General features: G+C 39.3%; 15 protein-coding genes. 3 read left to right on the plus strand and 12 right to left on the minus strand.

The genetic code is table 11. The features are described from left to right. Window positions 1–91: 91 nt before the first annotated feature. Window positions 92–976 (plus strand): GGDEF domain-containing protein, encoded by an 885-nt coding sequence (locus ESZ39_RS08005; protein WP_191321729.1) that lies wholly within the window; start codon window positions 92–94, stop codon window positions 974–976. A 1026-nt stretch (window positions 977–2002) separates the two neighbouring features. On the opposite strand, the gene ESZ39_RS08010 is transcribed toward ESZ39_RS08005, so the two are convergent. The 3 genes from ESZ39_RS08010 to ESZ39_RS08015 all read right to left on the minus strand — a co-directional run bounded on the left by ESZ39_RS08010 (window position 2003) and on the right by ESZ39_RS08015 (window position 4676). Then, window positions 2003–3694 carry an RluA family pseudouridine synthase gene (locus ESZ39_RS08010; RefSeq protein WP_146879392.1) on the minus strand — a complete coding sequence of 564 codons (1692 nt, stop codon included), beginning with the start codon at window positions 3692–3694 and terminating at the stop codon, window positions 2003–2005. 106 nt (window positions 3695–3800) lie between these two features. Beyond that, a complete protein-coding gene (locus ESZ39_RS17755) occupies window positions 3801–4013 on the minus strand; it encodes a hypothetical protein (protein ID WP_191321730.1) in 213 nt (70 codons plus the stop codon). A gap of 378 nt (window positions 4014–4391) precedes the next feature. Beyond that, window positions 4392–4676, minus strand: a complete 285-nt coding sequence (locus tag ESZ39_RS08015; protein WP_146879393.1) for a hypothetical protein — start codon at window positions 4674–4676, stop codon at window positions 4392–4394. Between the two features lie 707 nt (window positions 4677–5383). On the opposite strand from ESZ39_RS08015, the gene ESZ39_RS08020 reads away from it, so the two are divergent. Continuing rightward, complete coding sequence (locus ESZ39_RS08020) at window positions 5384–6493, plus strand: GGDEF domain-containing protein (RefSeq protein WP_146879394.1); 1110 nt, start codon at window positions 5384–5386, stop codon at window positions 6491–6493. Between the two features lie 260 nt (window positions 6494–6753). On the opposite strand, the gene ESZ39_RS08025 is transcribed toward ESZ39_RS08020, so the two are convergent. The 9 genes from ESZ39_RS08025 to iadA form a co-directional block, all read right to left on the minus strand. Then, window positions 6754–7005 carry a TIGR03643 family protein gene (locus tag ESZ39_RS08025; protein ID WP_146879395.1) on the minus strand — a complete coding sequence of 84 codons (252 nt, stop codon included), beginning with the start codon at window positions 7003–7005 and terminating at the stop codon, window positions 6754–6756. 1016 nt (window positions 7006–8021) lie between these two features. After that, window positions 8022–9572, minus strand: a complete 1551-nt coding sequence (locus ESZ39_RS08030; protein WP_146879396.1) for a cryptochrome/photolyase family protein — start codon at window positions 9570–9572, stop codon at window positions 8022–8024. Between the two features lie 91 nt (window positions 9573–9663). Further along, window positions 9664–9846 carry a DUF2256 domain-containing protein gene (locus ESZ39_RS08035; protein ID WP_146879397.1) on the minus strand — a complete coding sequence of 61 codons (183 nt, stop codon included), beginning with the start codon at window positions 9844–9846 and terminating at the stop codon, window positions 9664–9666. 6 nt (window positions 9847–9852) lie between these two features. Next, window positions 9853–11421: a cryptochrome/deoxyribodipyrimidine photo-lyase family protein gene (locus ESZ39_RS08040; protein WP_146879398.1), complete on the minus strand. Its 1569-nt coding sequence runs from the start codon at window positions 11419–11421 to the stop codon at window positions 9853–9855. A gap of 6 nt (window positions 11422–11427) precedes the next feature. Then, on the minus strand, window positions 11428–12774 hold the full coding sequence (locus ESZ39_RS08045) for a DASH family cryptochrome (protein WP_146879399.1): 1347 nt from the start codon (window positions 12772–12774) through the stop codon (window positions 11428–11430). Window positions 12775–13090: 316 nt separating this feature from the next. After that, the gene (locus ESZ39_RS08050; RefSeq protein ID WP_223270293.1) at window positions 13091–14809 is read right to left on the minus strand and encodes a Mur ligase family protein; all 1719 of its coding nucleotides are present in this window, start codon (window positions 14807–14809) and stop codon (window positions 13091–13093) included. 173 nt (window positions 14810–14982) lie between these two features. After that, the gene (gene cphA, locus ESZ39_RS08055) at window positions 14983–17802 is read right to left on the minus strand and encodes a cyanophycin synthetase (protein ID WP_146879400.1); all 2820 of its coding nucleotides are present in this window, start codon (window positions 17800–17802) and stop codon (window positions 14983–14985) included. Between the two features lie 233 nt (window positions 17803–18035). Then, window positions 18036–18860, minus strand: a complete 825-nt coding sequence (locus tag ESZ39_RS08060) for a cyanophycinase (protein WP_146879401.1) — start codon at window positions 18858–18860, stop codon at window positions 18036–18038. Window positions 18861–18868: 8 nt separating this feature from the next. Beyond that, on the minus strand, window positions 18869–20056 hold the full coding sequence (iadA, locus tag ESZ39_RS08065; RefSeq protein ID WP_191321731.1) for a beta-aspartyl-peptidase: 1188 nt from the start codon (window positions 20054–20056) through the stop codon (window positions 18869–18871). Window positions 20057–20796: 740 nt separating this feature from the next. On the opposite strand from iadA, the gene putA reads away from it, so the two are divergent. Continuing rightward, entirely contained in the window at window positions 20797–24633 is a 3837-nt protein-coding gene (gene putA / locus ESZ39_RS08070; RefSeq protein ID WP_146879402.1) for a bifunctional proline dehydrogenase/L-glutamate gamma-semialdehyde dehydrogenase PutA, read from the plus strand. The last annotated feature ends 258 nt before the right edge of the window (window positions 24634–24891 follow it).

Raw genomic sequence — 24891 nt, forward strand, 5'->3', positions numbered from 1 at the left:
TTCCTGCAGATTATCAATAAATAATCTAAAAGATGACACCTTTATAAAAGGATAAAGTAGTTATGATTTTATTAACCACAGTAGTACACACTTGTTTAATTTAAGTAATCGAGTAAACAAACCGATTGCATGGTCTAGCAGTATTTTGGATGTTATGCCTATCCCAGCCGCCATATTTGATAACGATGGTAAGCTACTTTATGTCAATATAAAATTTTCTCAGTGGTTTACGCTTACTGCAGTTGAACTTGAGAGCCTTGACCTGACCTTTAATATTATTAATGAGTTAATGTCTGATGAGCTGCAAATAATATTGGCAGACGTGATGATGAATAATGACAGTAGTTACATCAGAGAAATAGACATTAGAACTAAAATTAATGACCATAAAGCCTGCAAAACTTCTTTTGCCAGCATGTGTTGCGATGATAAAAGTAATGGCGTGATCCTGTTTTTTGAGGATAAAAAGCCTGATATTGAAAATATAACACTTTATAAGCAGCAGGCTCAATCAGATCATCTCACCGAGACACTTAATCGTTTTGGCTTTTACGAAACGTTCAATCGATTGGCTGATCAAAGTATCAATCATAATTTTCTTTATGCTGTAATGATTGCCGATATAGATAAATTGAAATTATTCAACGATATTAAAGGTCATCAATATGGCGACTTGGTGATAAAAAACACCGCGAAAGGCCTGCTAAAAGAATTGAGAACAGAAGATATTTTGGCGCGATGGGGCGGAGATGAATTTATTATTGTACTCACTAATATATCTTCTGAAAGACATGTGAAAAAATTGTCTCAACGACTGGCGGCGAGTGTAGAAAAATATAATATAAGCCAAAATACACCTACTTCAATTTCTTATGGTTTCGCTGTTTCGAAAAAGCACGGTGAAACATTAGATGATTTGATTGGTTTCGCTGATAAAATGATGTATCAGCAAAAGAAACTTAAACAATACGGATAAGTTGTTGCTATAAGCACTATGTTATTGTCGCTATATCGTGATAAACAGCGACAATACCAGTGAGTAAAGGGCTTCTAGTGTCAGTTACCCTTGAAGATACAGGATATTAAAATAGTGGACATTAAGTGCCAGTAATGAACGTCGCTCTTGCCAAAAAATTTAGCCTGTAAAATCACCTACTAATAACATATTTTAGCGAAACAACAGTGATAAGATCTTCAATGATGCCAATGGCAGTATTGAAAAGCCTCCGATAGTGAAACAGGCTATATCATCCGCTAAGCTTACTCTCCAGACTGTAGACCCTACATACCGGATCTACAGTCTGTGCATCTCTGATAACACTCATTAAAAAAATGATAAAATTTGATATTAGCTTTGGCCAAGCTAGGTTAATTAGTTGTTCAATTAATCGGTTCATCGGTTAACACCTAGACAACTTAAGCTAATAGAGCTACCCCCTTATACCCATTTCATTAATTAAGTGATCACCTTTTTCATGAGGAAAAATGGATAAATACAAGGCATAAAATTTAGTCAGTAGTTATTCACCTTATAAATTTTATAACGCTGTAGTGATTCATTTTAACCATTAAAAATGAGCAGGTAATTAATCAACTTGGTATTATACCAGTTCCATTAAGTTTGTGATCTTGTTGTGCGCAGGTAAAATAATTCAAGGTAAGGCGCTCGATTGAGCAATAGCTGGCTATTTGGATTGAGAGCAACACAGCCTTGAGCTATTTTAACTAGTACAAGTGAGCAATAACTTAATGGGATTGGTATTATACCAGTGCCATTAAGTTTGTGATCTTGTTGTGCGCAGGTAAAATAATTCAAGGTAGGGCGCTCGATTGAGCAATAGCTGGCTATTCTGGCTATTGGACTTGAGAGCAACACAGCCTTGAGCTATTTTAACTAGTACAAGTGAGCAATAACTTAATGGGATTGGTATTACTTCACTCTTATTGGCTTGTACTTTTATTAAGGATAAATCAAACGCTGCATTTTATGCTCAATTGATCACTAAAAGTCTGCAGCAACTTCAAACGTTAATCGGCTATGGTTGATCGGATGACAGAATGACAAATACTCGGCATGTAAATGTAAGCGATTTGCTTTTAAACCGTAATGGTCATCACCAACAATCGCCATATTCAAGCCCATTTTATGGGCACAATGCACTCTTAGTTGATGCGTTCGCCCAGTTTTAGGGAACAAATGCACTCGTGTGGTGTTATTTTTGCGTTCAAGTACTTGCCAAGTAGTTAGTGCGTGTTTGCCATGTTGATAACACACCATTTGTCGTGGTTTATCATCAAAATCTAAGGTCAGTGGTAAGTCAATGCTGCCGCTGTCTTTAACAAGGTTACCATTAACCAAAGCCACATAGCGTTTTTCTATAGTGCGTTCAATAAACTGTTTTTGCAGCGCTTGATGCGCCCTTTTATTGAGGGCAATAATTAATAATCCTGAGGTCGACATATCTAAACGATGGACAATAATTGGCCCAGAGGCCTGTGGAAATTGGCTTTTAATACGTGAGTAAACCGAGTCTGTAATATTTTTACCCGGCACCGACAAAAACTCGGCCGGCTTATTAACCACCAACATATCGCTATCTTGATAAACAATCGCTAGATCTTTACCCAGTGCAGGATTGATCAACAGCGGATTATCATCAACCTGTAGACCTTGCAGCATATGGGTCAAAATGGGCTGACATTTACTGTAGCAAGACGGATAATAATTTTTGTGTTGTCTAATAGCAGATTTTGGCGCCGCGCCCCACCAAAACTCAGCCATAGCCAATGGCTTTAAGTTATGTTGATAAGCATATTGTAATAACTTAGGTGCAGCACAATCGCCCGCACCTGCCGGTGGTGTATGATCAGGTAGCTCAGCAAAAATGGCATTTAAGTCTTTAGCCTCACCCTTAGCATTGAGAAATTGGTACTGAGCAAAAAGTTTTTTCTGTAAATTTTTAGAACGTGATTTTCTCAGCTTTTTTAACTTGGCAATTGCACTGGTAATTGTATCGACTGCTTGCTGCAATAACTCGAGTTGCTCTTGCCAAGATTTTTTCAGCGCTTGCAGTTGCTTTTTTTCTTGAATGCTTTGCCCGGCTAACCTTGCTTTTAACTGTTCAAAGTCGTTATCCGCTAATCGTTCAATAGCTTCGCTGCGTTGTTGTTTTCTTTGCTGACGACTTGCCACCATTAAACTTTGCTGTGCTAATAATTGTTGCTGATAACTTACGGTGGCGGCACTGAGCTGATGATTAGTAACCCTAAGCTCTTGGCTATGCTCTAACTGCTCAATTTCGGCATTAATATTATTAATAATGTGATTTTCTGCCAAAAAGGCTGCGTCTTGCAATTGCATATTAGAAACTGCTGGTACAAAATTAATATCAGCCGTGTCGTCTTCAGTTTGTCCAGAATAAGCACTTAAAAAGCCTAACTCTTGTTGGCTGTTTTGCACGACCAACACGCCAAACATTTTGCCAGCGTTGACTTCTTTTGACTCAACTGACTTATTTAATACTGTTTCCTCCAGCCATTGTGGCAGTGCGGCAAGCTGTTGCTGTAACTGCTCAACGGCTGTAACCGCTAAAGGGTGTGGTTGATAATAAAATGGGAAAGTAAACTTTGCTGGCAGCGTAGTAGAGTCAACAGCTTGGGGGAATAACGTAAAACAAGGAGCAAGATTTTTCATGGCGATGTACTGATAAAATGTTCAATGAGGCAGTTAATCGAGATAATAACATAATCAGCGTTACCTCACTAAATAACCCGAGCAACCTAGTGGTGATAAATTAATCTTAAATACTATCCAGCGCATACCTAAGCTGATATTCCAAAGCTTGGCCAGCATTTATAACGATAAATTTTTTCAAGTGGCTGCCAACGCTGTCATAAAAAATCAGCCTCTGGTAAAAATATGGTGAGCAAAAAAACAAACGCCCTGCTTTATCTACTGTCGCAGCAATTAGCTTGCAAGTCACTTTAAACAAAAATGCGATAGCTATTGCCATTACACACAGAAAATTGTTTTGATGATCCTTATTGTTTGACGGTTTATTGTTTGCCTTGTTAGGGCAAGATTATCAGCGTATAAAAAACAGACAGTCACATTTTGTGTGGCATAAACCTTTGCAATTTAGCCCAATAAAGCGCGAGTATTCTTATACTTTTGGGGATTTTAGTTGATAATTGACTTTAAACTATTCTCATGTCCCCCCTGTTTGCCTTGTCTATAAGTTACCTGCAGCGCTAATACTGTGCTGACTTGTGCCACTATAACTTAGGCAATAGCTCAGCTGTAAATGGGCTCTAACTGATTGCTGACAGCTTAGTACGAGCCATATTTTATAAATATTACCCTGACGAATAGTCAGCGTTATTCGCTACTGTTATTTAATTTTTGCCACACCTGCCACTTCGATCACCGTTTTTGCCTCTGCTCGCTCAATAACTTTTACGATGGTGGTTTGGACCGTTTCGTCTTTTCTAATATTACCGGTGCTAGAAAAACGTTCTTCTTGGGCATCAGCACCGGCTTCTAACATAAAACTCACCACCACTTGTGTCGCGCAATCTTCCACTTCACCAAAGTAAGCCAAGGTAATTTGAGGATAGCCCTGAAAACCCGCTTTAACTTTTTTTGCTATACGTTTTGTTGATTTATCTAAATTCATAATATCTATCCAAAAGAAATTTAACCCAATTAATGGGCTAATGATGTTTACTAAAGTATGCAGCGAAATAAAAATCAGCTAATAATTAGCCGACTCGCTTAAGTTATTTGCTAGTTTGCATTACTTTTCAGTTATTGACTAATAGAGTTTGTAATATTGTTAGTTAAGCTGGGTAGTCGATTAATGCTGGTCACAAATTTAAATTTAAGCCAATAGTTTTTTCTCTGTCTTATTCAGTACATTTTTAAGCCACTCTTTTAAAGCCGCTTACTGGTAAGTAAAACGTAGCGAATAAAATGGTCGTCAAGAGACTTAAAGATAGAGTCTATTGTCGACTAATAGTTAAGCAAATGCTGACTAAAATGGCTAAAACATTCATCAGTTAACGCAGCACTAGCACAGCTTAAAATTAGCCTAAATTGTTGGCGGCTAATATTGAGTCAAACGTGCATTTGCTCTTTAAAATAGATAGAAATTGGATATCTGATACTTAGAAGTTTTATAAATATTCTCTGATTATACTGTTAAATCGCACGCACATAATAAAAGCATTAATAATAGCTTTATACAGAAAAAAAGTTATATACTTAAAGATAAAAAATTAAATTCTTGTTAGTTTTTAAATCATTAAACTTATGACGTTATTAATTTTAGCGCGACAAAATATGAAAAACTTCACCTCATAATTCTTATAAAGTTGATATTATATGAATACAACCCTTCACCATAAGCATATTAATAATCGAGAGAAGTTCTCACATTTTTTGATGTCACAATGCTTAAGTGTCAGGCGTGGAGCTTTAATGGTTGGCTTACTCTTGTATATTGCATTTGCCGTTATGGACGTCATTAAATTCCCCAGTGAAGTCTACACGCTAACACTAACCGCCCGGCTGACCTTGGTGATTCTGCCCTTATTGTATTTAAATTTTGTATATTGGTATAAGCCACCGTTATCGATACGCTCAGACGTATTTTTACTGTTGTTTATCTATTTAGGCGCAGGCTTAAATCATACGATAGTCTATTACGTTTCTCAATTGCATGGTTTTGAATTCTCTCAGCTCGGTTTAGTACTTCTTATTATGTTTGGCTGTTTACTTATGGTACTGCCGATTAAACCTTCAGGCATAGTGACTGTGCTTATTCTTTCCATATTTACAGCGGTAAATATTTATATAAATCATCCATTAGCTGACTTAATATTTGTACTTGTTATCTTGGGTTTTGTTACGGGTATTTGTCTTACAGTTAATCGGATAGGTCAAAAAAGACTTTATCAAAATTATATATTAATCAATAGGCTTTATAACGAGTCGATCACAGACGGGTTAACAAAATTAAACAACAGAAGAGCCTTTCAAGAGCAAGTGGTAAGATTAAACGCGATTGCCGTTCGTGAAAAAGCAACGCTGGGCCTTATTTTTGTTGATGCGGATTATTTTAAAATAATTAATGACTCTTTTGGGCATGGCATGGGTGATGAGGTATTAAAAAAATTAGCTGAGGTTATAGAGGCGAAATGCCGCCGCACTGAAGACATTGGCTTTCGTATAGGGGGAGATGAATTTGCACTAATTCTCTATGGCGTAAATAAAGAAAAACTGACAGAAACCTGTTTAGAAATAGTCGAAGATGTTGCAAATTTCAATTTAAATAATAATGGCCAGATTATTAAAACCTCGGTCTCTGTCGGAGCCACTCTAAAATTTGCTAATACTAAAATCACTAGCGAAAACTTAGTTAAAACAGCAGACAAATATTTATATCAAGCAAAGAGAAACGGCAGAAATCAGCACTATTTAAAGGCTATTTAAAACGGCTTAATAGTCGCTTTTTATTTTTTAAGCTTACACTTAAAACTTTTAAGCTTAATCAAAAAATTGCAGCCACTAGACAAAAGAAATTGATTGCTCTTTAACCTAAAATAAAGTCACTATTAAACCCTGATACCATCATTGAACCAAACTTAGGCTATGCTTATGTCAAAGTTAAGCTAGACTTAGGCCAGAGCTAGGTCAGAATTAGGTAATAATTAGGTAATAATTAGGTAAGAATTAGGTAATAATTTTCTTTATCAACGCTGCTTATATTGTGTCGGGCAGTAACCTCTTGTTACATCATCACTTCGAAGTTGCAGATGTTTTGTCGCTCGACCACCCACTCTTTTACGCCATAATCTAAAGCTTTTTGGCTTTAAGTGACTACGCATAAATTTTATCACTTCGGGCTCTCGTAAATTAAACTGATGTTCTATCGCTTCAAAGGGAGTTCGATCTTCCCAAGCCATTTCTATAATTCTTGATTCTTCGTCCATCAAAAATGCCATAAAAGCTATCCTAATATTGCTCAATAAGTTTTCTAGCTATACGAATAACAGATAAGAAAAGACCAATTACCCATAATTTATTTTGCCTATTTTAAGTTGGAATAAAACCCAAGCGATACTGCTTGCAACTATTTTTGCATTCACGGGTATAAGTTCACTGATATAAACTTAAGTAAATTTATAACTCTAGTGTTAGCCGTTGCTTTTAATATTAAAATGAATCAATGTTATAACTGATAAATAATCAAAACATAGAGTAAAAATAACCATTAATCGCCCGCTGCACGCTTGACGGACTGAAGTCCGACCTACAAAAGATTACAAAAAAATAGCTCAAGGCTAAGTGCTCACCCGTAGGTTTTATATATGCTCAATACAGGTTCAATGTATGCTCAGTGTATGCTCAGTGCAGGTTCAATGTAGGTTGGACTTTAGTCCATCAGGTTAAATGAAATTTAACTTTTTTTGGTATTAAAACTGTTAAGCAGCATAATAATCGCTGGATATTTTTGTTCAGCCATAACGTTAATCGCCCGCTGCACGCTTGACGGACTGAAGTCCGACCTACAAAAGATTACAAAAAAACAGCTCAAGGCTAAGTGCTCACCCGTAGGTTTTATATATGCTCTATGCGGGTTCAATGTATGCTCAGTGTATGCTCAGTGCAGGTTCAATGTAGGTTGGACTTTAGTCCATCAGGTTAAATGAAATTTAACTTTTTTTGGTATTAAAACTGTTAAGCAGCATAATAATCGCTGAATATTTTTGTTCACCCATAACGTTAATCGCCCGCTTAAGGCTTGACGGACTGAAGTCCGACCTACAAAAAATCAGCAAAAAAATCACCTAACCCGGCATTGTTACTTACAAAAATATTTGGCTAACATCGTTATTTTATCTTTTAGCCTTTAGCCTTTAGCCTTTAGCCTTTAGCCTTTAAGCAGTAGAATTCATAACTTAACCACGATATTTAAAACAATGACTTTTAATTTACGCCACACAGCTATTGAGTAAATTTATAACTTATCTAAATCATTTAATAACTCGGCCGCTTTTTCTCTAATGGCAATTTTTTGCGCCGGATCGACTTTATCCCAGTTACGGATAGGAAAGCTCATACGATGGTTTGAAGCAAACTTGTCATAGTTTTGGTCGATAAAGTTCCAATATAAACTATTTAACGGGCAAGCATTTGAGCTAACTTTTTCTTTCACTTTATAATGACAGTTTTTACAATAGTCACTCATTTTATTCACGTAGTTGCCACTTGCCGCATAAGGCTTTGTTGCAATCCAACCACCGTCAGCAAACAGTGCCATACTGCGAGTATTGGGTAATTCTACCCATTCAATCGCGTCTATGTAGATGCCTAAATACCAATCATCAACTTGGCTAGGTTCTATACCGGCTAACAAAGCAAAGTTTCCCGTGATCATTAAGCGTTGAATATGGTGGGCATAAGCATGCTCTAGTGATTGTGATATCGCGCTTTTTAAACACTGCATTTTAGTGTCAGCGTTCCAGAAAAAAGCAGGTAAATTACGCTTAGCGGCTAAAAAATTTTGCTCTGCGTAGTTCGGCATATTAACCCAATACATGCCTCTAACATATTCTCGCCAGCCTAAAATTTGCCTAACAAAACCTTCAATTTGAGCCAGTGTGATTTTACCCTCAGAATCTTGATAAGCGGTAAGTGCAGTTTCAATTACCTCCATTGGGCTGAGCATTTTACAGTTAAGTGAAAAGCTTAGCCGCGAGTGATATAAACTCCAAGCGTAAGGCGACGCTACGGTCATTGCATCCTGAAAATTGCCAAAATTAGCCAGCTGATGTTGACAAAAGTAATCCAGTAGCGCTAACGATTGTTGGCGATTGATTGGATAAGCAACATTAACCGACTCCTGCCCTATGGTATTAATATTATGGTGTTTTATCCGCTGTAAGTACTCATCTGCTGAGTTGTCAAATACCAAAGGTTTAGGAATAAGTTTGAGATCAGCTTGCTTAAATGATTGACGATTATTAGCGTCAAAATTCCATGCACCACCTTCCGGTTTTAAGCCCGCCATCAAAATAGAAAAACGCTTACGCATCAAGCGATAAAAGTTTTCCATTCTGACATGCGTTGCCGCTTTAAAATGATTAGCTAACTCATCAAAGGGCAGTAAAAAATGTTCACTGTCGACTTCAACTACAGGTAAAGCTAACTGCGCTGACATGCCAGCTAATTGCGCTCGTAAGCGGTATTCGTCAGGCCGTTGAAAGGTAAAACTCTGACAAGCATAGCGTGCAACTAATGCTTGTATTAGCTGTGGAAGATCTTGATATGCTGCACTATCATCTAAAGTTAGGTAACAAACCCGATGGCCTTTACTTTCAAGGTCTTGAGCAAAATCAGCCATGGCAGCAAAAAAGGCGCTTATTTTTTGCACATGGTGTTTAGTGTAGCTTGCCTCTTGGTGAAGCTCAGCGATGACATAAACAACATCAGCGTCGATATGTTGAAACCAAGTGTGCATAGGGTTGAGTTGATCACCCAATATGAGCCTGAGGTGTTTTGCCGTCATAAATTTACCTTACCTTTATTTGAACCCTAGATGGAGCCAGATTTTAGCTCTTTGTTTAGCTCTTTGTTTAGCTCTTTGTTTAATTTTAAGTTTAGCTCTTTGTTGAACTATTAATTGAACTATTAATTGAACTATCGATCGATTTTTTATTGCGCCGACATCGCTCTGAGCAATACAACACATGCTGCCAATTGGCTTGCCATTTTTTGCGCCATAAAAAGTCTTTTTTACAGGTGAGACAGTTTTTATGGGGTAACAATAATTTTTTATGCATCGCTGATCATATTAACTTTTCTGATGGTTTAGGCTTTCTTGCTTTCGTGGGTTTTTTAGTCGCTCGAACATGCTTTGCTACAATGCGCTGACCTTCCTTTTTACTGTCAAATCGCTTTCGAAAACCCCAGAGTAAATCGCGGGCAATCTTTCCTGTTTCGTTGATGTCGACTATAGGTAAGGGGTAGTTTTCGCCTAATTGACATCGATAAAGCTGTTGCTCCATTGGCGATAATTGCCAAGGGGTATGAATAATTTCATTCGGCAATTCTGATAATTGTGGTAACCATGTTCTAATAAATAGGCCATCTTTATCTTTCTCTAATGACTGTTTCACTGGGTTATAAACCCGAATAATATTAGTGCCCGTTACCCCTGACTGCATTTGAAATTGTGGATAGTGAATGCCTGGTTCAAAATCAAGAAATAATTTTGCTAAATACCTAACCCCTAAACGCCAATTAAGCAGTAAGTGATGGCATAAAAAACTGACTAGCATCGCGCGCATACGAAAGTTTACATAACCTGTTTTTATTAAACAAAGCATACAAGCATCAACTAACGGATAACCTGTTTGGGCGGTCTGCCATTTATTTAATCGCGTTTCAACACTCAAACCACAGTGAATATCAGGATAAATAAAATCACTGTAAGCACGATTTACCGGACGCCATTGCATTTGATGTTCACTTTCAAATTTTTGCATAAAATGACAATGCCAATGCAGTCGAGATGCCAGTGCATCTATTGGCCGTTTCCAACCACTTTGTGGTCTTTTGGTTAATATAGTTTGATAAAACTGCCTTAAGCTTATATTGCCCCAGGCTAAATAAGGCGATAACCGTGAGCAACTTTTACGACTTGCCTGTGGTTTAGAGATATCAAAATGATAATTTTTGCCTCGGCCATTTAAAAATGATTGCAGCATTTTTTGCGCCCAAAGCTCACCACCTTTTAACATGAAATCGTCAGGTTTTGACCAAGAAACAGGTAGAAAAGACTGAGGTAACTGTTCTAAACATTGCTTACTTACTAGTGTAGTACAAGATAATGTTGGCTGATATAAATCAGCTTTCATAATCTTACGCCAATCTTTGTCCCAGTTATTTCTATTTTTTTTACCGCGACTTACCGCCCCTGATGCACTTTCATGCCAAACAATATTTTGTGCTTTACACCATTTTTTAACCGCTTTGTCGCGCTCGAAGGTAGACAATAAGCCGACTTCTTCATGGCTAAATAAACCAGTAATATTAAAGCGCTGCTGAATTTCATTAAGGCCAGCAATCGCATCACCAAAATAAACATAAACTTGGGCATTAAAAGCACTGAGTTGAAGGTTAATATCTTCAATTGATTGCCAAATAAAACGCCAATGTCGTTCATCGTAATGCGGGTCTGCTATCAATAAAGGTTCAAAAACGTAATACAGCAATGTTAAACCCGATTGAATTGACTCAGTCAGTGGCTGATGGTCACTAAGTCGCAGGTCACGCTTTAACCAAACAATATTGACCGCACTATCGGCTATGATATTAGCTGCCACGATATCGCTTGCCACTATGTTAGCTGCCATTTTAGCTTACTGTCGCACCGGCCAATCTGAAGCATCGACAGAGTCTAGTGCTTGATTCGCTTGAGCGCTTTGCTGACTTTGATCTATCCATTTAGCTTGGTAATCACCTTTAGGGTCATAAAGTGTGGTTTGCTTTTCAATATTGAAGTGTCTACCACCTCTAGGGTCAACACCTACGCCAGCAATGTATTGCCAATTACCCCAATTAACCGCAGCGTCATAATCAATTAACTGCTCTTCAAACCAGGCCGCACCGTAGCGCCAATCAACACTGAGTTCATTAACTAAGCAACTTGCAACAATTTGGCGTCCTCGGTTACTTAAATACCCGGTTTGCCTTAACTCATGCATAAAGGCATTAACCAAGGGATACGGGGTATTACCTAAACACCATTTATTAAAGCGTTCAGGGTAGAATGTTGTCAGAGGCGGGCTTTTAGCAAGGCCTTTGAACTGATAGGTTTTAGCACCCACTTTACAATGCACCCATTGATAATACTCTCGCCACAATAATTCTAGATATAGGCATTCAGTTGAATCATTTTTTCCGCGCTGCTGTTCAAAATCAGTAAGAAAACGGATCACTTGGCGCACAGAAATGCAGCCAGAATTTAACCACGGCGATAGCTTACTGCTATTTTTCCAACCGTCTAAATTATTCCTGACTTGCTTATATTCTGCGGGAGAATTTGATGAAAAATATTGCCTAAGATGCTTTAAGCCCTGTTGTTCGCCGCCTTCAAATTCAAAGCCTTGTTCGGTCTTTGTAGCACTTGCAGTCGGCAGCCATTCAGGCTTAAAGCGAGTTGGCGCCGGTAGGGTGTCAAACATGCTAGGCAGAGATTGCACGGTTGGCACTGGCTCAGCAATAGTGACTTCAGCCATTTTCTTTCGAAATTTGGAATAACTAACCGGTAATTGCTCAAGCTCAAAAGGCAATGAGTCTTTGGTAAATAAAGTAAATTGGTCTACTTGATTAATAATCAGTTCAGGTAGCTGCTCACTCAACTGAGTCATAAGCCTATTTTCATAAGTACTGGGTAATTTAGTGGTGATTACATCAGTAATTTGATAGTTTTCACAGAGTCGAGTTAAGGTAGATAAGGTATCGCCATAAACAATGTATAACTCTTGGCCAAGCGTTGATAAGCTCTGATTAAAATCATCTAAACAGTCTTGTAAGAATCGCCACCTAGTAGCTCCTAAAGGCTTTGACTGAAATTTATTTGCTGCAAAGGACTGTTTATCGACAACATATACACAAAGCAGATGATCACTTTTACTGGCTAAGTTAAGCGCGGCGTTGTCATTGATACGAAGATCTTTATTCACCCAGTATAAGGTACGTTTCATGGATATAATTCAGTTAGTTAAAAAAAATTATACGAATAAAACTAGCGCTTAGATCAAAATAATTTAGTTATGGGCTGTTTTAACTTACCCGCTTACAGGCCACGCACTTATAGGCCACGCACTTATAGGCAATGCACTTAATCAGAAAATAAAGCAATAGCCAAAAAGTAAAGTGTATGCAGGTATTTTGAATAGGAGCTGTTAATTTTTTGAATAAATTTTAAATAGTTTGGACTAAAGGTTAAAAGCCTCTGTTACTACAGAGGCTTTACATCTAATTACTGTGAGTTAATTGATAAAAAAACAGTAAGCCTAATTACGATTTCTCAAGTAACAATTCGGTGATCTCAGCTCGCTCAGATAACACCATCAGTAACGCTAAATCATCGGCTTGTAGCTGTTCTACAATATATTTTGCGCCAGCAAAGGGGCTGTCAAAAAAATAAATATCAGTTTTTTTAAGTCCGTGAGCCAGCGCTGTCTCGGCAATTAACTGCGGTACTTCTCCTACAGCCCTGCCACGTAAATAAGGTATTAACTCAGCCGCGATAATAAAATCAGGCTGCATTTTTAATGCTGTTTTTGTCATATTGATGATTTCAGCGTCAGTTCTGTCGCCAGCATGACTTAACATTAAAAATTTACGCTGGGCTTTAATGTTCGCTGTAGTGACTGCCATGGCCTCCATGCTATGAACATTGTGGGCAAAGTCCATAATCACTTGCGCGTTATTAACGCTAAACTGGTTGCCTCTACCGGGATTATCTTCACTGTTGCTAGCAAATTTCGACAACGCCTTGGTAATCGCCTTATTTTCAATATCTAAGCTCTTAGCTAAGCCAATCGCGCCCAGCGCATTTTGAATATTGTGCAGCGCCGCGCCATTTAGCGTCATGGGAATATCGTTGACAGCAATAATGTTTGTTTCTTCATTAGCGTCTGAATAAAGCAATTGCTGGTCTCTAACAAAACAAACCGCGCCACCCTTTTGTTTATGTTGCTGTAGTGTGCTGTTGTTTTCATCTAAAGAAAACCAACACTTATTCACCAACAATTCAGGCGCTAAGGCTACTAAATGCTCATCGTCAGCATTTAGTACTAAGATGCCTTTACTTTCGCCGTTATGCTGTAAGCCTTTGGCAACCACTGCTTTAGCTTGGGCAAGTGCGGCAACGGTATTAATACCATATTGCCCTAAATGATCTTCAGCAATATTGGTGATTAAAGCCGCATCAACATTATCTATCGGTAAACCCCGACGTAAAATACCGCCACGCGCTACTTCTAAAATAGCGGTTTGGGTATCAGGATGGCGCAATAACATTCTTGCCCCGCCCGGGCCTGAATAATCACCATGATCAATAATATTGTCACCAACCCGAATAAAGTCTGTTGAGGTAACACCGCAACATTTACCAGCTTGCTCAATAATTTGCGACATAATACGCACACTGGTTGATTTACCATTGGTGCCGGTTACATAGGCAAGCGGTATCGATTGGTATTGCGACCAGTTTATGCTGGATAATTCAGGCAGTGCCGATATCGGCCAACATTGCGCTGTGGTGCCATAGCCCAATGAAAACTCGTCATCATCAACCAAATAAACAATACCTTTAGCTTTTGATTGTTTAATTAATGCCAATAAATCTGGATTAACTTCTTCTGCTATCGTGGCTTTTAAGCGTGCAATGGCTATTGAAATTTCTTCTTCATTTGCTGTGTTAGTTAATTCTTCACAGGTCAGTTGCCATGCTATTTCATTTAAATCGCAGGCGGCATAAAGTGCATCAATTGGCGCACTAATGGCAATAGTGATGCCATCTTCAAAGATACGTGAGTATAGTTTTTCATTTGACCAATTAACCGCTTTAAGTAGCCGATTAGCATAAACAGACCATATATTCACCACGATAAGTTTATCAATACCCGAAACAAAAGCATCAATGATAGCGCCTGGCTGATCTGATAATAAATTTTTACCCGTCAGCCGACGATTATCATCTAAGCTCAGTGTTATATTTTCTATATTCATATATACCCAAACGATTTCAAGATGTGAATTTGACGACCTCTGAGCAAATCATGATCAGCTGCATGGTATTATTAACCGGTTATTTTATTAAAAATAGCCCATTAAAAATACCCGCAACAATCGACATGGTTCACTCAGTCGCCCCAAAGGTTTTTAGACCTTCTTAACTGAAATCAGTCACTTTCTTCATCGTGTTCAGATACCACACGCACACCGCGTTCATCGGAAACAATTCGCATGCCAGTTTCCAAGACAAAAGTATCAGGCTCACTAGTTTCTAGCATAGAAACAACGGTTTGACGTGGGCTTTGCTCTGTTTCATGCTCAGCTTCATTAACGCCATTGAAATTGATGATTTGTTTCCAGCAGCGTGTTATCGCATCACCAAAAACCATTAACAAGTCATCATTACTAGCGAGTTCTAAGCCTTTATTTATCGCTTCTACTTCATCTGAAATACAATAAATTTTTGACTCATCAATACCTTGAGCTTTTAATGCTGCCGCTAATAGTTGCGGCACTTCATCAACACCACGACCACGGCGATTATCATCAGCCTTACAAATATAGAGATCAAAATGTCCAGCCGCCGCTTTAGCAATATTAGCGATATCTTCATCACGGCGATCACCTGGGCCTGCCAATACAGTAATGCGCTTGCCCTTAACTTCTAGCTTGCTGGCTAACTCGCTCATACAACGCACACCATCAGCATTGTGAGCATAATCAAGTATTACTCTAAAGTTGTGCTCATCAAACACGTTCATTCGACCCGGGGCTTGATAAAAGGTGGTTGTAAAAGTTCTTAAGCCTTGTTGAATTGCCTCTAACGGTTTGTCTAAGCAATAAGCTAGCGCAGCAGCAAACATAGCGTTTTGTACATTGTGCAGTGCTTTACCTTCTAAAGTCGCCGGAATTAAATGTGTCCACAGTAGCGGGATATGGGTACCGTTATCAAAAATGGTGATCATGTCACCGTTAATACCTTTTTCTAATACCACGGCTCGACCACCAGCACGGATATGCTCGCGTACTAAACTATGCCCTGTGTTCATGGTGACATAACATAAATGTTTAGCTTTGGTGTGATCAGCCATTTTTAAACACAGCGGATCATCCGCATTAAGCACAACACTGTCGGTGGCAACTTCAACCACAATACGTTTAACTTCAGCCAGTTGCTCAAGTGTATCTATACCTCTGAGCCCTAAATGATCTGCTTGAACATTAAGGCAAGCAGCAACATCACTTTCTAAGTAACCAAGACCTGAGCGTACAATGCCGCCACGCGCCGTTTCTAATACCGCAATATCAACAGAGGGATCACGTAACACAATTTGTGATGATACTGGACCTGTCATATCACCTTTAACCGATAACTGGCCATCAACATAAACGCCATCGGTCGAGGTCATACCGACAACATGCCCGGCACTTTTTAATATATGCGAGAGCATTCTTGAGGTGGTGGTTTTACCGTTAGTACCGGTAATACCGGCAATAGGAATACGTTTAGGTAATGTCGGCGGGAACAGCATATCAATCACTTTACCAGCAACATCTCTGGGCTTACCTTCACTTGGCGCCACGTGCATTCTAAAGCCAGGTGCCGCATTAACTTCGACAATACCGCCACCAATATCTTTATAAGATTTTGTGATATCTGCGGTTAAAAAGTCAACGCCACCCACATCTAAACCAACGGCTTGTACTGCACGTTCAGCCATAGTTTTGTTATCAGGATGTACTACATCAGTCATGTCAATTGCCGTACCACCGGTGGATAAATTCGCGGTTGAACGTAAGTAAAATATTTCACCTTGGGGTAATACTGTTTGCTCAGTAAAGTCTGCCTCGCCTAATAATCGCATCGCTTGAGTATCTAACTCTAATTGCGTTAATACTTTTTCATGGCCAACACCTCGGCGTGGATCTTCATTAATTATATCAACCAATTGGCTAATACTGTTAACGCCATCACCAATAACATGGCCGGGTACACGTTTAGCCACAGCAACTAATTCACCATTAACCACCAACATCCGGTGATCTAAACCGGTTAAGAAAGATTCAACTAAAACTGCTCGACTAGTACCGTGTTCACGAGCAAAAGCAAAAGCGGTGATCACTTGTTCATCCGTGGTTAGATCAATAGATACGCCGCGACCATGATTGGCATTTAATGGTTTTAGTACTACAGGAAAACCAATGCGCTTTGCCATTTTGACCGCTTGGGTATCTGAATAGGCCATACGCTGTTGAGGCACAGGTAAACCAAGATCGTTTAATAAATTATGCGTGTCTTCTTTATCACAGGAAATTTCGACCGCAATGTGCCTAGTTTCACTAGTAATAGTGGCTTGAATACGCTGTTGATATTTACCGTGACCAAATTGCACTAAACTATATTCGTTTAATCTTAACCAAGGAATGTCACGTTTTTCTGCCGCATCAACCAGTGATTGGGTACTAGGGCCAAACTCTTTACGTTGTGCAAAGCGAATAAAATCAGCCATTTCTTGCTGAAAATCAAAATCGTCTTCAATCAAGGTTTGCAATTTGGCTTGAATATTTTCAGGCATTAATGAGATTAATAATTTTCGGGCTAACAAGGCGGCTTCAAGACCTACATCTCTTTGCTTATACTGGAATACCATATTGTATTCACCCGTTTTGCCCGTACCTCTGGTTTTACCAAAGGTCACCTCAGTACCTGCTATGCATTGTAATTCGAGCGTAACATGCTCCCAAATATGGGCAATCCAAGTGCCTTCGTCTTCTTTTAAACGTCTAAGAAAACCGCCGGGCTCACCATAGGAGCAACCGTGCTGATCTAAACTGGGCAGATTAGTGATTAAGCCATCGATAAATTCATTACCTAGCTTAACTGACGGATATTGTTCCAAAATCCCTATATCAACTATATGGCGAATCACTGGAAAATGAGCATAAACATTAGGGCCAACATAAACGTTGGAAGATAGCATTTTCATCGTGATTTCCTTTTATTACTCTGAGGAGCATTTTTTATTATTTATTATTTATTATTTATATCAGACTACGCTAGATGCGCTCTAGAAAAGATAACACGCTTTGAATAACGAAAATACTACTTGCGAAAAAATATTATTTTACTAACAATGGGGATATTAAGGAAGACTTTAAGTAATTGTAATAAAACAAAAAAGCCCACCTAAGATTAGGTGGGCTTTTAAAAGAAATTAGCTTAAATTGCCGGTGTCGCTATTCTTTCGTTAATGCAGTAAGTCGCACCTGGGCCAAGCACATGCAACTTGAGGCCGATTAAGGTAATAGCTTCACCTCTATTAGCGTCAGCCATTGAGCTATGCGATAAGTCTGACGGGTCAACTACCGTAATGCTACCATGACCTACGACCTCTAAAAGCCCAGAAGGATCAATAAAGGCGGCAGTATTTTCACAAATACCTAGGCCTGAAGCAAAAGGGTTATAAGAAATGGCCGATAACAAACGTCCCAAACGATTTCTTTGGCTAAAATGCTGGTCAATAATCACTTTATTAATTAAGCCCATACCCGGTGCAAAAGTCACCCCTTCTTCATTAGGTAAAGCGCCTGTGCGCCCGCCAGCGATCATATGCTCTGGCATAATAGCCGCGCCAGCAGAAGTGCCTGCAATATGAACACCCTCCGCATTGCGTTTACGAATACTTTGCGCTACCGGCGTGCCGCCTAGAATAGTTGACAAGCGTAATTGATTACCGCCAGTGATAAAAATTCCGGTGGCATTATCCAATTCAGCGAGGTATTCATCACTATTCGCCTGTTCACGATCATTAATCGATAACGAAACGGCCTTTTTCACCCCTAATTCATGAAAAACCTCTTCGTAATTAGACCCAGTATCTTCGAGTTGTGAAGCGGTCGGAATAATAACAATATAAGCATTCTCTCCACCACAAAGCTCAACAAAACGTTTCAAGATTATAGGATCTTTTACGCGCTCTTCTGCCCCCCCGATAGGAATTACAAATCCCCGTTGTTGACCATCAGTTGTTTTAGCTGGACACATATCTACCTCTATTCAAATGTACCTTTAATAATTGTCTGATTATTTTGCTTGTGCCATACACCTTGCGCCATTACATCAGTAATTTCATATTTTTCATTCATCACCAATAGATCAGCATCAAAACCAACGGCAATTTGCCCTTTGCTTTTAAAGCGTAAAATAGTAGCGACATTGCTCGTTAGCATCGGGAGAACGGTTTCCAGTGGCAAACCTTTATCTAAAGTTTCCACTAACGTTTCTCCTAACGTACTCGCACGACCAAAATCCATATGCTGTAATTCACCTTGGGTGTCAAAACAAGGCAAGCATCCTCCACCATCTGAGCTTAGGGTTATTTGTGCTAAGGGTAATTGTCTTTCAACCGCCATTTCAATGGCGTCACAAGCTTCCCAACCAGGCTGCGCTGTACCAGCAGGAAATGCCGTCAGATCAATATGACAACCTTGAGTTAGTAATTTACAACTGTCTTCAAACAAGGCTTTGTTGCGATTAACATGGGTGGGGTTAAATACCCGTGCCGGCAACTCGGTGTCTCTAAGCGCTTGTTCAATTAAGGCTAGACGTTTTTCACCATCACCTAAATGAAAATGAATAATACCCGCTTTACCGGTGATCAAGCCCGCCACATGGGTTTCACTAGCAAGGCGGATCACTTCTTCAAAGGTTGGTTGGCTAGAGCGATGGTCGCTAATCGCAAACTCACCAATACCAATGACCGGCTCAAGAAAAACAATATCTGACTTAGCGCTGCCCGTTATGGTGGTTAAAGGATAATGGTATCCTCCGGTCCAACAGTAAGCAGACATGCCTTCTTCACGCAGCCCATATACTCGACTTAATAAGTTTTCAGTGCTACGCGTAGTATCATCAGTGCCAAGTAAGCCCACCACAGTAGTAACACCCGCATGGGTAAATTCAGTCAGGCCAACAGGTGGCACTTGCGTAGCAAAACCTGCTTCGCCACCACCTCCGGTAATATGGGCATGGCTATCAATAAAACCTGGCGTTAACGTCGCACCGTCAAAGTTAATCACCTTGACGTGCCATTGCTTAGGAATATCGATTTGCCCTTTTCCAGGCTCATAGATAGCGGCAATTTTATTACCTGCAATCAGAACATTTTTAATGCCTAGGGGGGATGGTGCGTAAATATTAACATTACACAATAATGTGAGCATGGTTTGATTATTTTTCATGGTATATAAAGTTGTGTTGTATTTGGCCTAACTTATTAATTATTTTAGATAATAAAATATAATAGCAAGCAATCTACACTAACAGTAATAAATAGTATGCGAAGATTATACCACAGTTGACATTTTACCACCAAGTAGCACCAGACAAATAGCCTGATAAATTATAACAACATTCATAGTTATTCCATTAGCTTATATCCGCCCTATTTCTAACTGTAGGGTTATGCAAGTCACAAAAGGGCTAGCGACATGGCATAAATTAAAAACAGCGCCAAAGAGGTAAAGGTAAAGATAAAGATAAAGCGAAGCAAGGTGTCAGAGCCAAAAATGTATCGCGCCTTGCTCTGATTTCCTAGCCTTAGCGCTAAAATTTATTTTGAAATAGAATGACTATACAGCGATTACGAGAATAAATGAGCCAACTTAACGCTACATTTGATGTTACATTAAAAAATTTAGCAAAAAGCAAGTGTACTAAGCAATATTGATGGAATTAATCAGGTAAATTTCAGTAAAAACAGTGACTTTATAACTCGCCACGTCACACTTTTTGATTATAAGCCTTTTACCTGAAATATATTATATGGTCAGAGGCTATTTTAGCGCTATTTTAAATGGCTTAAAACCAAAATTTAACTAGCACATACGGTTAAGTTTTAATTAGAATGCACGAATTAAAATTATTGTAACTATCGCTAACTAGTACCACCCTACTACTTAGTTATTTTGAGGAAAAATCTATGCTTTTTAATGATTCATTTATCACCGATTGCCCAATTCGTCAGAAAATTCGTGAATTTTATCGTATTGATGAAAATACAGCGGTAGATCATATTTTGCCACTAGCAGAAGTTAATGTTAGTGCTCGAAGTCGTGCTTGGGAAAGAGCGCGTAAAATGGTGTTAAAAATTCGCCAAGACCAAGCGGGTACTGGCGCGATAGATGCTTTGTTAAAGGAATACTCTCTATCAAGCGAAGAAGGTGTGGTATTAATGTGTTTGGCTGAAGCCCTATTACGTGTACCAGATAAGCATACTCAAGATGCCTTAATTCGTGACAAAATTTCTCAAGGACAATGGAGTAGTCATCTTGGCAGCAGTGAATCACTGTTTGTTAATGCCTCTTCGTGGGGCCTGTTAATTACCGGTACTATGGTTAATTATGCGGATAAACGCAAAAAAGATAGCTTTGGTTTATTGAAAAAAGTCATCGGGCGTTTAGGTGAACCGGTTATTCGTAAATCAATGAACTACGCCATGAAGATTATGGGTAAGCAGTTTGTCATGGGCGAAACTATTAAAGCAGCCACTGAGCGTGCGGCGACCAAAGAACAGCAAGGTTATGTTTACTCCTACGATATGCTCGGTGAAGGCGCTCGCACCATGGACGACGCTAACCGCTATTTTAAAGCTTATCAAGACGCGATAGAAACCATTGGTAAAGTTGCTCGTGCGACCGGTAAAAACGATCCCCGCAGAGTGCCAGGTATTTCAGTCAAGCTTTCGGCTATTCATCCCCGTTATGAGTTTACTCACAAAGCGCGTGTAATGGCTGAAATTGTACCAAAACTTAAAACACTTTGCCTACAAGCAAAAAGCTATAACATTGGCTTGACCGTCGATGCAGAAGAGTCTGAGCGCTTAGATATATCACTTGATGTTATTGAAGCGGTATTTAGTGACAGTGAATTAGACGGTTGGGACGGTTTTGGTATGGCATTACAAGCCTATCAAAAACGCGCTATTTTTGTCGTTGAATGGTTACGAGAATTAACTGTACGTGTTGACCGAAAAATGATGGTGCGCTTAGTCAAAGGTGCTTATTGGGATACAGAAATAAAAAACACTCAAAAAGACGGCTTGGGACATTTTCCTGTTTTCACGCGTAAGTCTTCTACCGATGTTTCTTACCATGCCTGTGCCAATAAATTATTAGAATATAGAGATTCTATTTACCCACAGTTTGCCACGCATAACGCTTACACTGCAGCAACAATTGTTGAACTTGCTGGCGATGATAAAGAAGGTTTTGAATTTCAGTGTTTACATGGCATGGGCGATTCTTTGTACGACCAAATTGTCTCACTTGAAAACATTCAATGTCGCATCTACGCACCAGTTGGCCATCATGAAGAATTGTTAGCTTACTTGGTCCGTCGCTTATTGGAAAATGGCGCTAACTCTTCTTTTGTTAACGCTATCGTTGATGAATCGCAACCGGTTGAGTCCTTACTTGAAGACCCAGTTGAAAGAACTCAGCGCTTAAAAGATAAGTACAACAACCAAATACTTAAACCTATTGCCTTATATCATGATGCAAAAGGCCTTGGCCGTGATAATTCTAAAGGCTTAGATTTAACCGACATTAATATCATCACGCCGTTAAAAGCTTCATTAGATCACTGGGTAGTTGATCATGCCCTTAACAAAGATGAGCTCCCAGAAGGCGCTATTGCGGTTAAGAACCCAGCGAACCATAGTGAAATTATTGGCTTTCATCATCTGCACGACAAAGCCGCCATGCTAGAGATGATTGATACTGCACAAACGGCATTTACTTCATGGTCACAAACACCAGTAACCGAGCGTGCTGATTTATTATGTCGTGTGGCTGATATTCTTGAACGCCATACCGATGAGCTAATCGCCTTATGTATTAAAGAAGCCGGTAAAATAGCCCAAGACGGTATTGATGAAGTGCGTGAAGCGGTTGATTTTTGTCGTTATTATGCACAACAAGCTATTGAAGTTGCTGCCGATGAACGCTTAGAAGCGCGTGGGGTTGTCTTATGTATCAGCCCTTGGAACTTCCCGTTAGCGATATTTTTAGGTCAAGTAGCGGCTGCTATTGCCACCGGTAATACGGTCTTAGCTAAACCTGCTGAGCAAACTAGTTTAATCGCCTTACGTACCATTGAATTAATGAAGTCGGTCGGCTTACCTGAAGGTGTTGTTCAAGCGGTTATTGCTAGAGGCAGTCAAGTAGGCAGCGTTATTGTACCTGATGCTCGTATTCAAACAGTTATGTTTACTGGCTCTACTGAAACCGGCACTATTATTTCACAAACCTTGGCTGACCGAGGTAGCGATCAAGTGCCATTTATCGCAGAAACCGGTGGCCAAAACTGTATGATAGTCGACTCTACTGCTTTACCTGAACAAGTGGTTGATGATGTTATTTCTTCAGGGTTTCAATCTGCAGGTCAACGCTGCTCAGCGCTGCGAGTATTATTTTTGCAAGAAGATATTGCTGATGGTGTCATTACTATGCTCAAAGGTGCCTTGGCAGAATTACATGTGGGCAACCCAGAAAAGTTAAGCACTGATATTGGTCCAGTGATTGATCAAAAAGCATTAGATGCCCTCAATGCTCACAGCGACTATATGAAAACTAATGGCAAACTGCTGTACCAATGCCCTATTGCCAGTGAGATAACTGATGAAGTAGCGCAGGACGAGCATTTCTTTTTTGCGCCACGACTTTATGAAATTAAAGACATTAACGTGCTAACTAAGGAAGTATTTGGTCCTTGTGTGCATGTGGTGCGTTTTAAAGGCAATGATATAGAAGCGGTTGTGGATAAAATTAATGGCACAGGTTTTGGTTTAACTATGGGTATTCATACTCGTATTGAACACCGCGCCTTTGATTTAGCTAAGTTGTCACGTGCCGGCAATGTCTATATCAATCGTAATATGATTGGCGCTATTGTCGGTGTACAGCCGTTTGGTGGTCGTGGCCTTTCAGGTACCGGACCTAAAGCAGGTGGGCCAAATTACTTAACCCGTTTAGTAATAGAAAAAGCCACTCCAGATGCTGAGCAATTTAACTTACTACCCTGGCAGGTAGAAGCGTTAGACGGCGGTGAACAGTCAGAAAAAGAAGCTATATTGTTTATGGACAAGGCTAATGCAGCAGAAAAAGGTTGGCGCTTAACTGAGTTAAACACCCGCATTTCTTGTCTTCGTCAATTGTTAGCAAAAATTTCTCATGTCGAAATTGTTGAAGATTTAGCTGACGATTTAAACCGCACATTAAAATCAGCGCGTTCACAATTAATTAGTATTGAAAAGCGTTTGAAAAAGCCAACATTTTTACCTGGGCCAACAGGTGAATCTAATGTGCTTTATTTGGAAAATCGCGGCAATATTATCTGTTTTGCGGATAAAAATGTTAGCTTTCATTTTTGGTTACTTTCTATTGTAACGGCTTTAGCAACCGGTAATACCGTTATCACTGTGGTATCTGATTTGTATTATGATGAAGCGATAGCCTTTAGAGATAAGTTTATTGCTACTGGCCAAGATGAAGATGTTTTCCAAGTGGCTAGGTTATCTCACTTAACCACTATGTTAGCGCATCCAGCGTTATCAGGTATTGTTGTCGACAGTCATTGTGACCGTAAACACTTTATCAGTGAAAAATTAGCTGAACGTCAAGGGGCAATATTACCTGTGATCAGTTCTGAATATTTTGATAACTTGATCCAACGTTTGTTAACTGAAAAAACCATTAGTATTGATACTACCGCCTCAGGTGGTAACACGTCATTAATGACTTTAGTTGAAGAAGATTAAGAGTTATTTTGATAGTTAGTACAGATAGTTAATACCAAACGAATAGGTATAAATTGTTAACTTAAAACGGGCATCTGATGATGCCCGTTTTTTTAAAGACTAAGTCATAGTTTGCTTAGTCGTTATTAACTGTTATACCAGTTCCATTAAGTTTGTGATCTTGTTGTGCGCAGGAAAAATAACTCAAGGTAAGGCGCTCGATTGAGCAATAGCTGGCTATTGGGATTGAGAGCAACACAGCCTTGAGCTATTTTAACT

It is taken from the genome of Colwellia sp. C1TZA3 (assembly GCF_007954265.1).
Taxonomy (GTDB): Bacteria; Pseudomonadota; Gammaproteobacteria; order Enterobacterales; family Alteromonadaceae; genus Cognaticolwellia.

Excerpts from the sequence above, each read along its gene's own strand:
- ESZ39_RS08010 (WP_146879392.1), bottom strand. The coding sequence starts at position 3,694 with ATGAAAAATCTTGCTCCTTGTTTTACGTTATTCCCCCAAGCTGTTGAC.
- ESZ39_RS17755 (WP_191321730.1), bottom strand. The coding sequence starts at position 4,013 with ATGGCAATAGCTATCGCATTTTTGTTTAAAGTGACTTGCAAGCTAATT.
- ESZ39_RS08015 (WP_146879393.1), bottom strand. The coding sequence starts at position 4,676 with ATGAATTTAGATAAATCAACAAAACGTATAGCAAAAAAAGTTAAAGCG.
- ESZ39_RS08020 (WP_146879394.1), top strand. The coding sequence starts at position 5,384 with ATGAATACAACCCTTCACCATAAGCATATTAATAATCGAGAGAAGTTC.
- ESZ39_RS08025 (WP_146879395.1), bottom strand. The coding sequence starts at position 7,005 with ATGGCATTTTTGATGGACGAAGAATCAAGAATTATAGAAATGGCTTGG.
- ESZ39_RS08030 (WP_146879396.1), bottom strand. The coding sequence starts at position 9,572 with ATGACGGCAAAACACCTCAGGCTCATATTGGGTGATCAACTCAACCCT.
- ESZ39_RS08035 (WP_146879397.1), bottom strand. The coding sequence starts at position 9,846 with ATGCATAAAAAATTATTGTTACCCCATAAAAACTGTCTCACCTGTAAA.
- ESZ39_RS08040 (WP_146879398.1), bottom strand. The coding sequence starts at position 11,421 with ATGGCAGCTAACATAGTGGCAAGCGATATCGTGGCAGCTAATATCATA.
- ESZ39_RS08045 (WP_146879399.1), bottom strand. The coding sequence starts at position 12,774 with ATGAAACGTACCTTATACTGGGTGAATAAAGATCTTCGTATCAATGAC.
- ESZ39_RS08050 (WP_223270293.1), bottom strand. The coding sequence starts at position 14,809 with ATGAATATAGAAAATATAACACTGAGCTTAGATGATAATCGTCGGCTG.
- cphA (WP_146879400.1), bottom strand. The coding sequence starts at position 17,802 with ATGAAAATGCTATCTTCCAACGTTTATGTTGGCCCTAATGTTTATGCT.
- ESZ39_RS08060 (WP_146879401.1), bottom strand. The coding sequence starts at position 18,860 with ATGTGTCCAGCTAAAACAACTGATGGTCAACAACGGGGATTTGTAATT.
- iadA (WP_191321731.1), bottom strand. The coding sequence starts at position 20,056 with ATGAAAAATAATCAAACCATGCTCACATTATTGTGTAATGTTAATATT.
- putA (WP_146879402.1), top strand. The coding sequence starts at position 20,797 with ATGCTTTTTAATGATTCATTTATCACCGATTGCCCAATTCGTCAGAAA.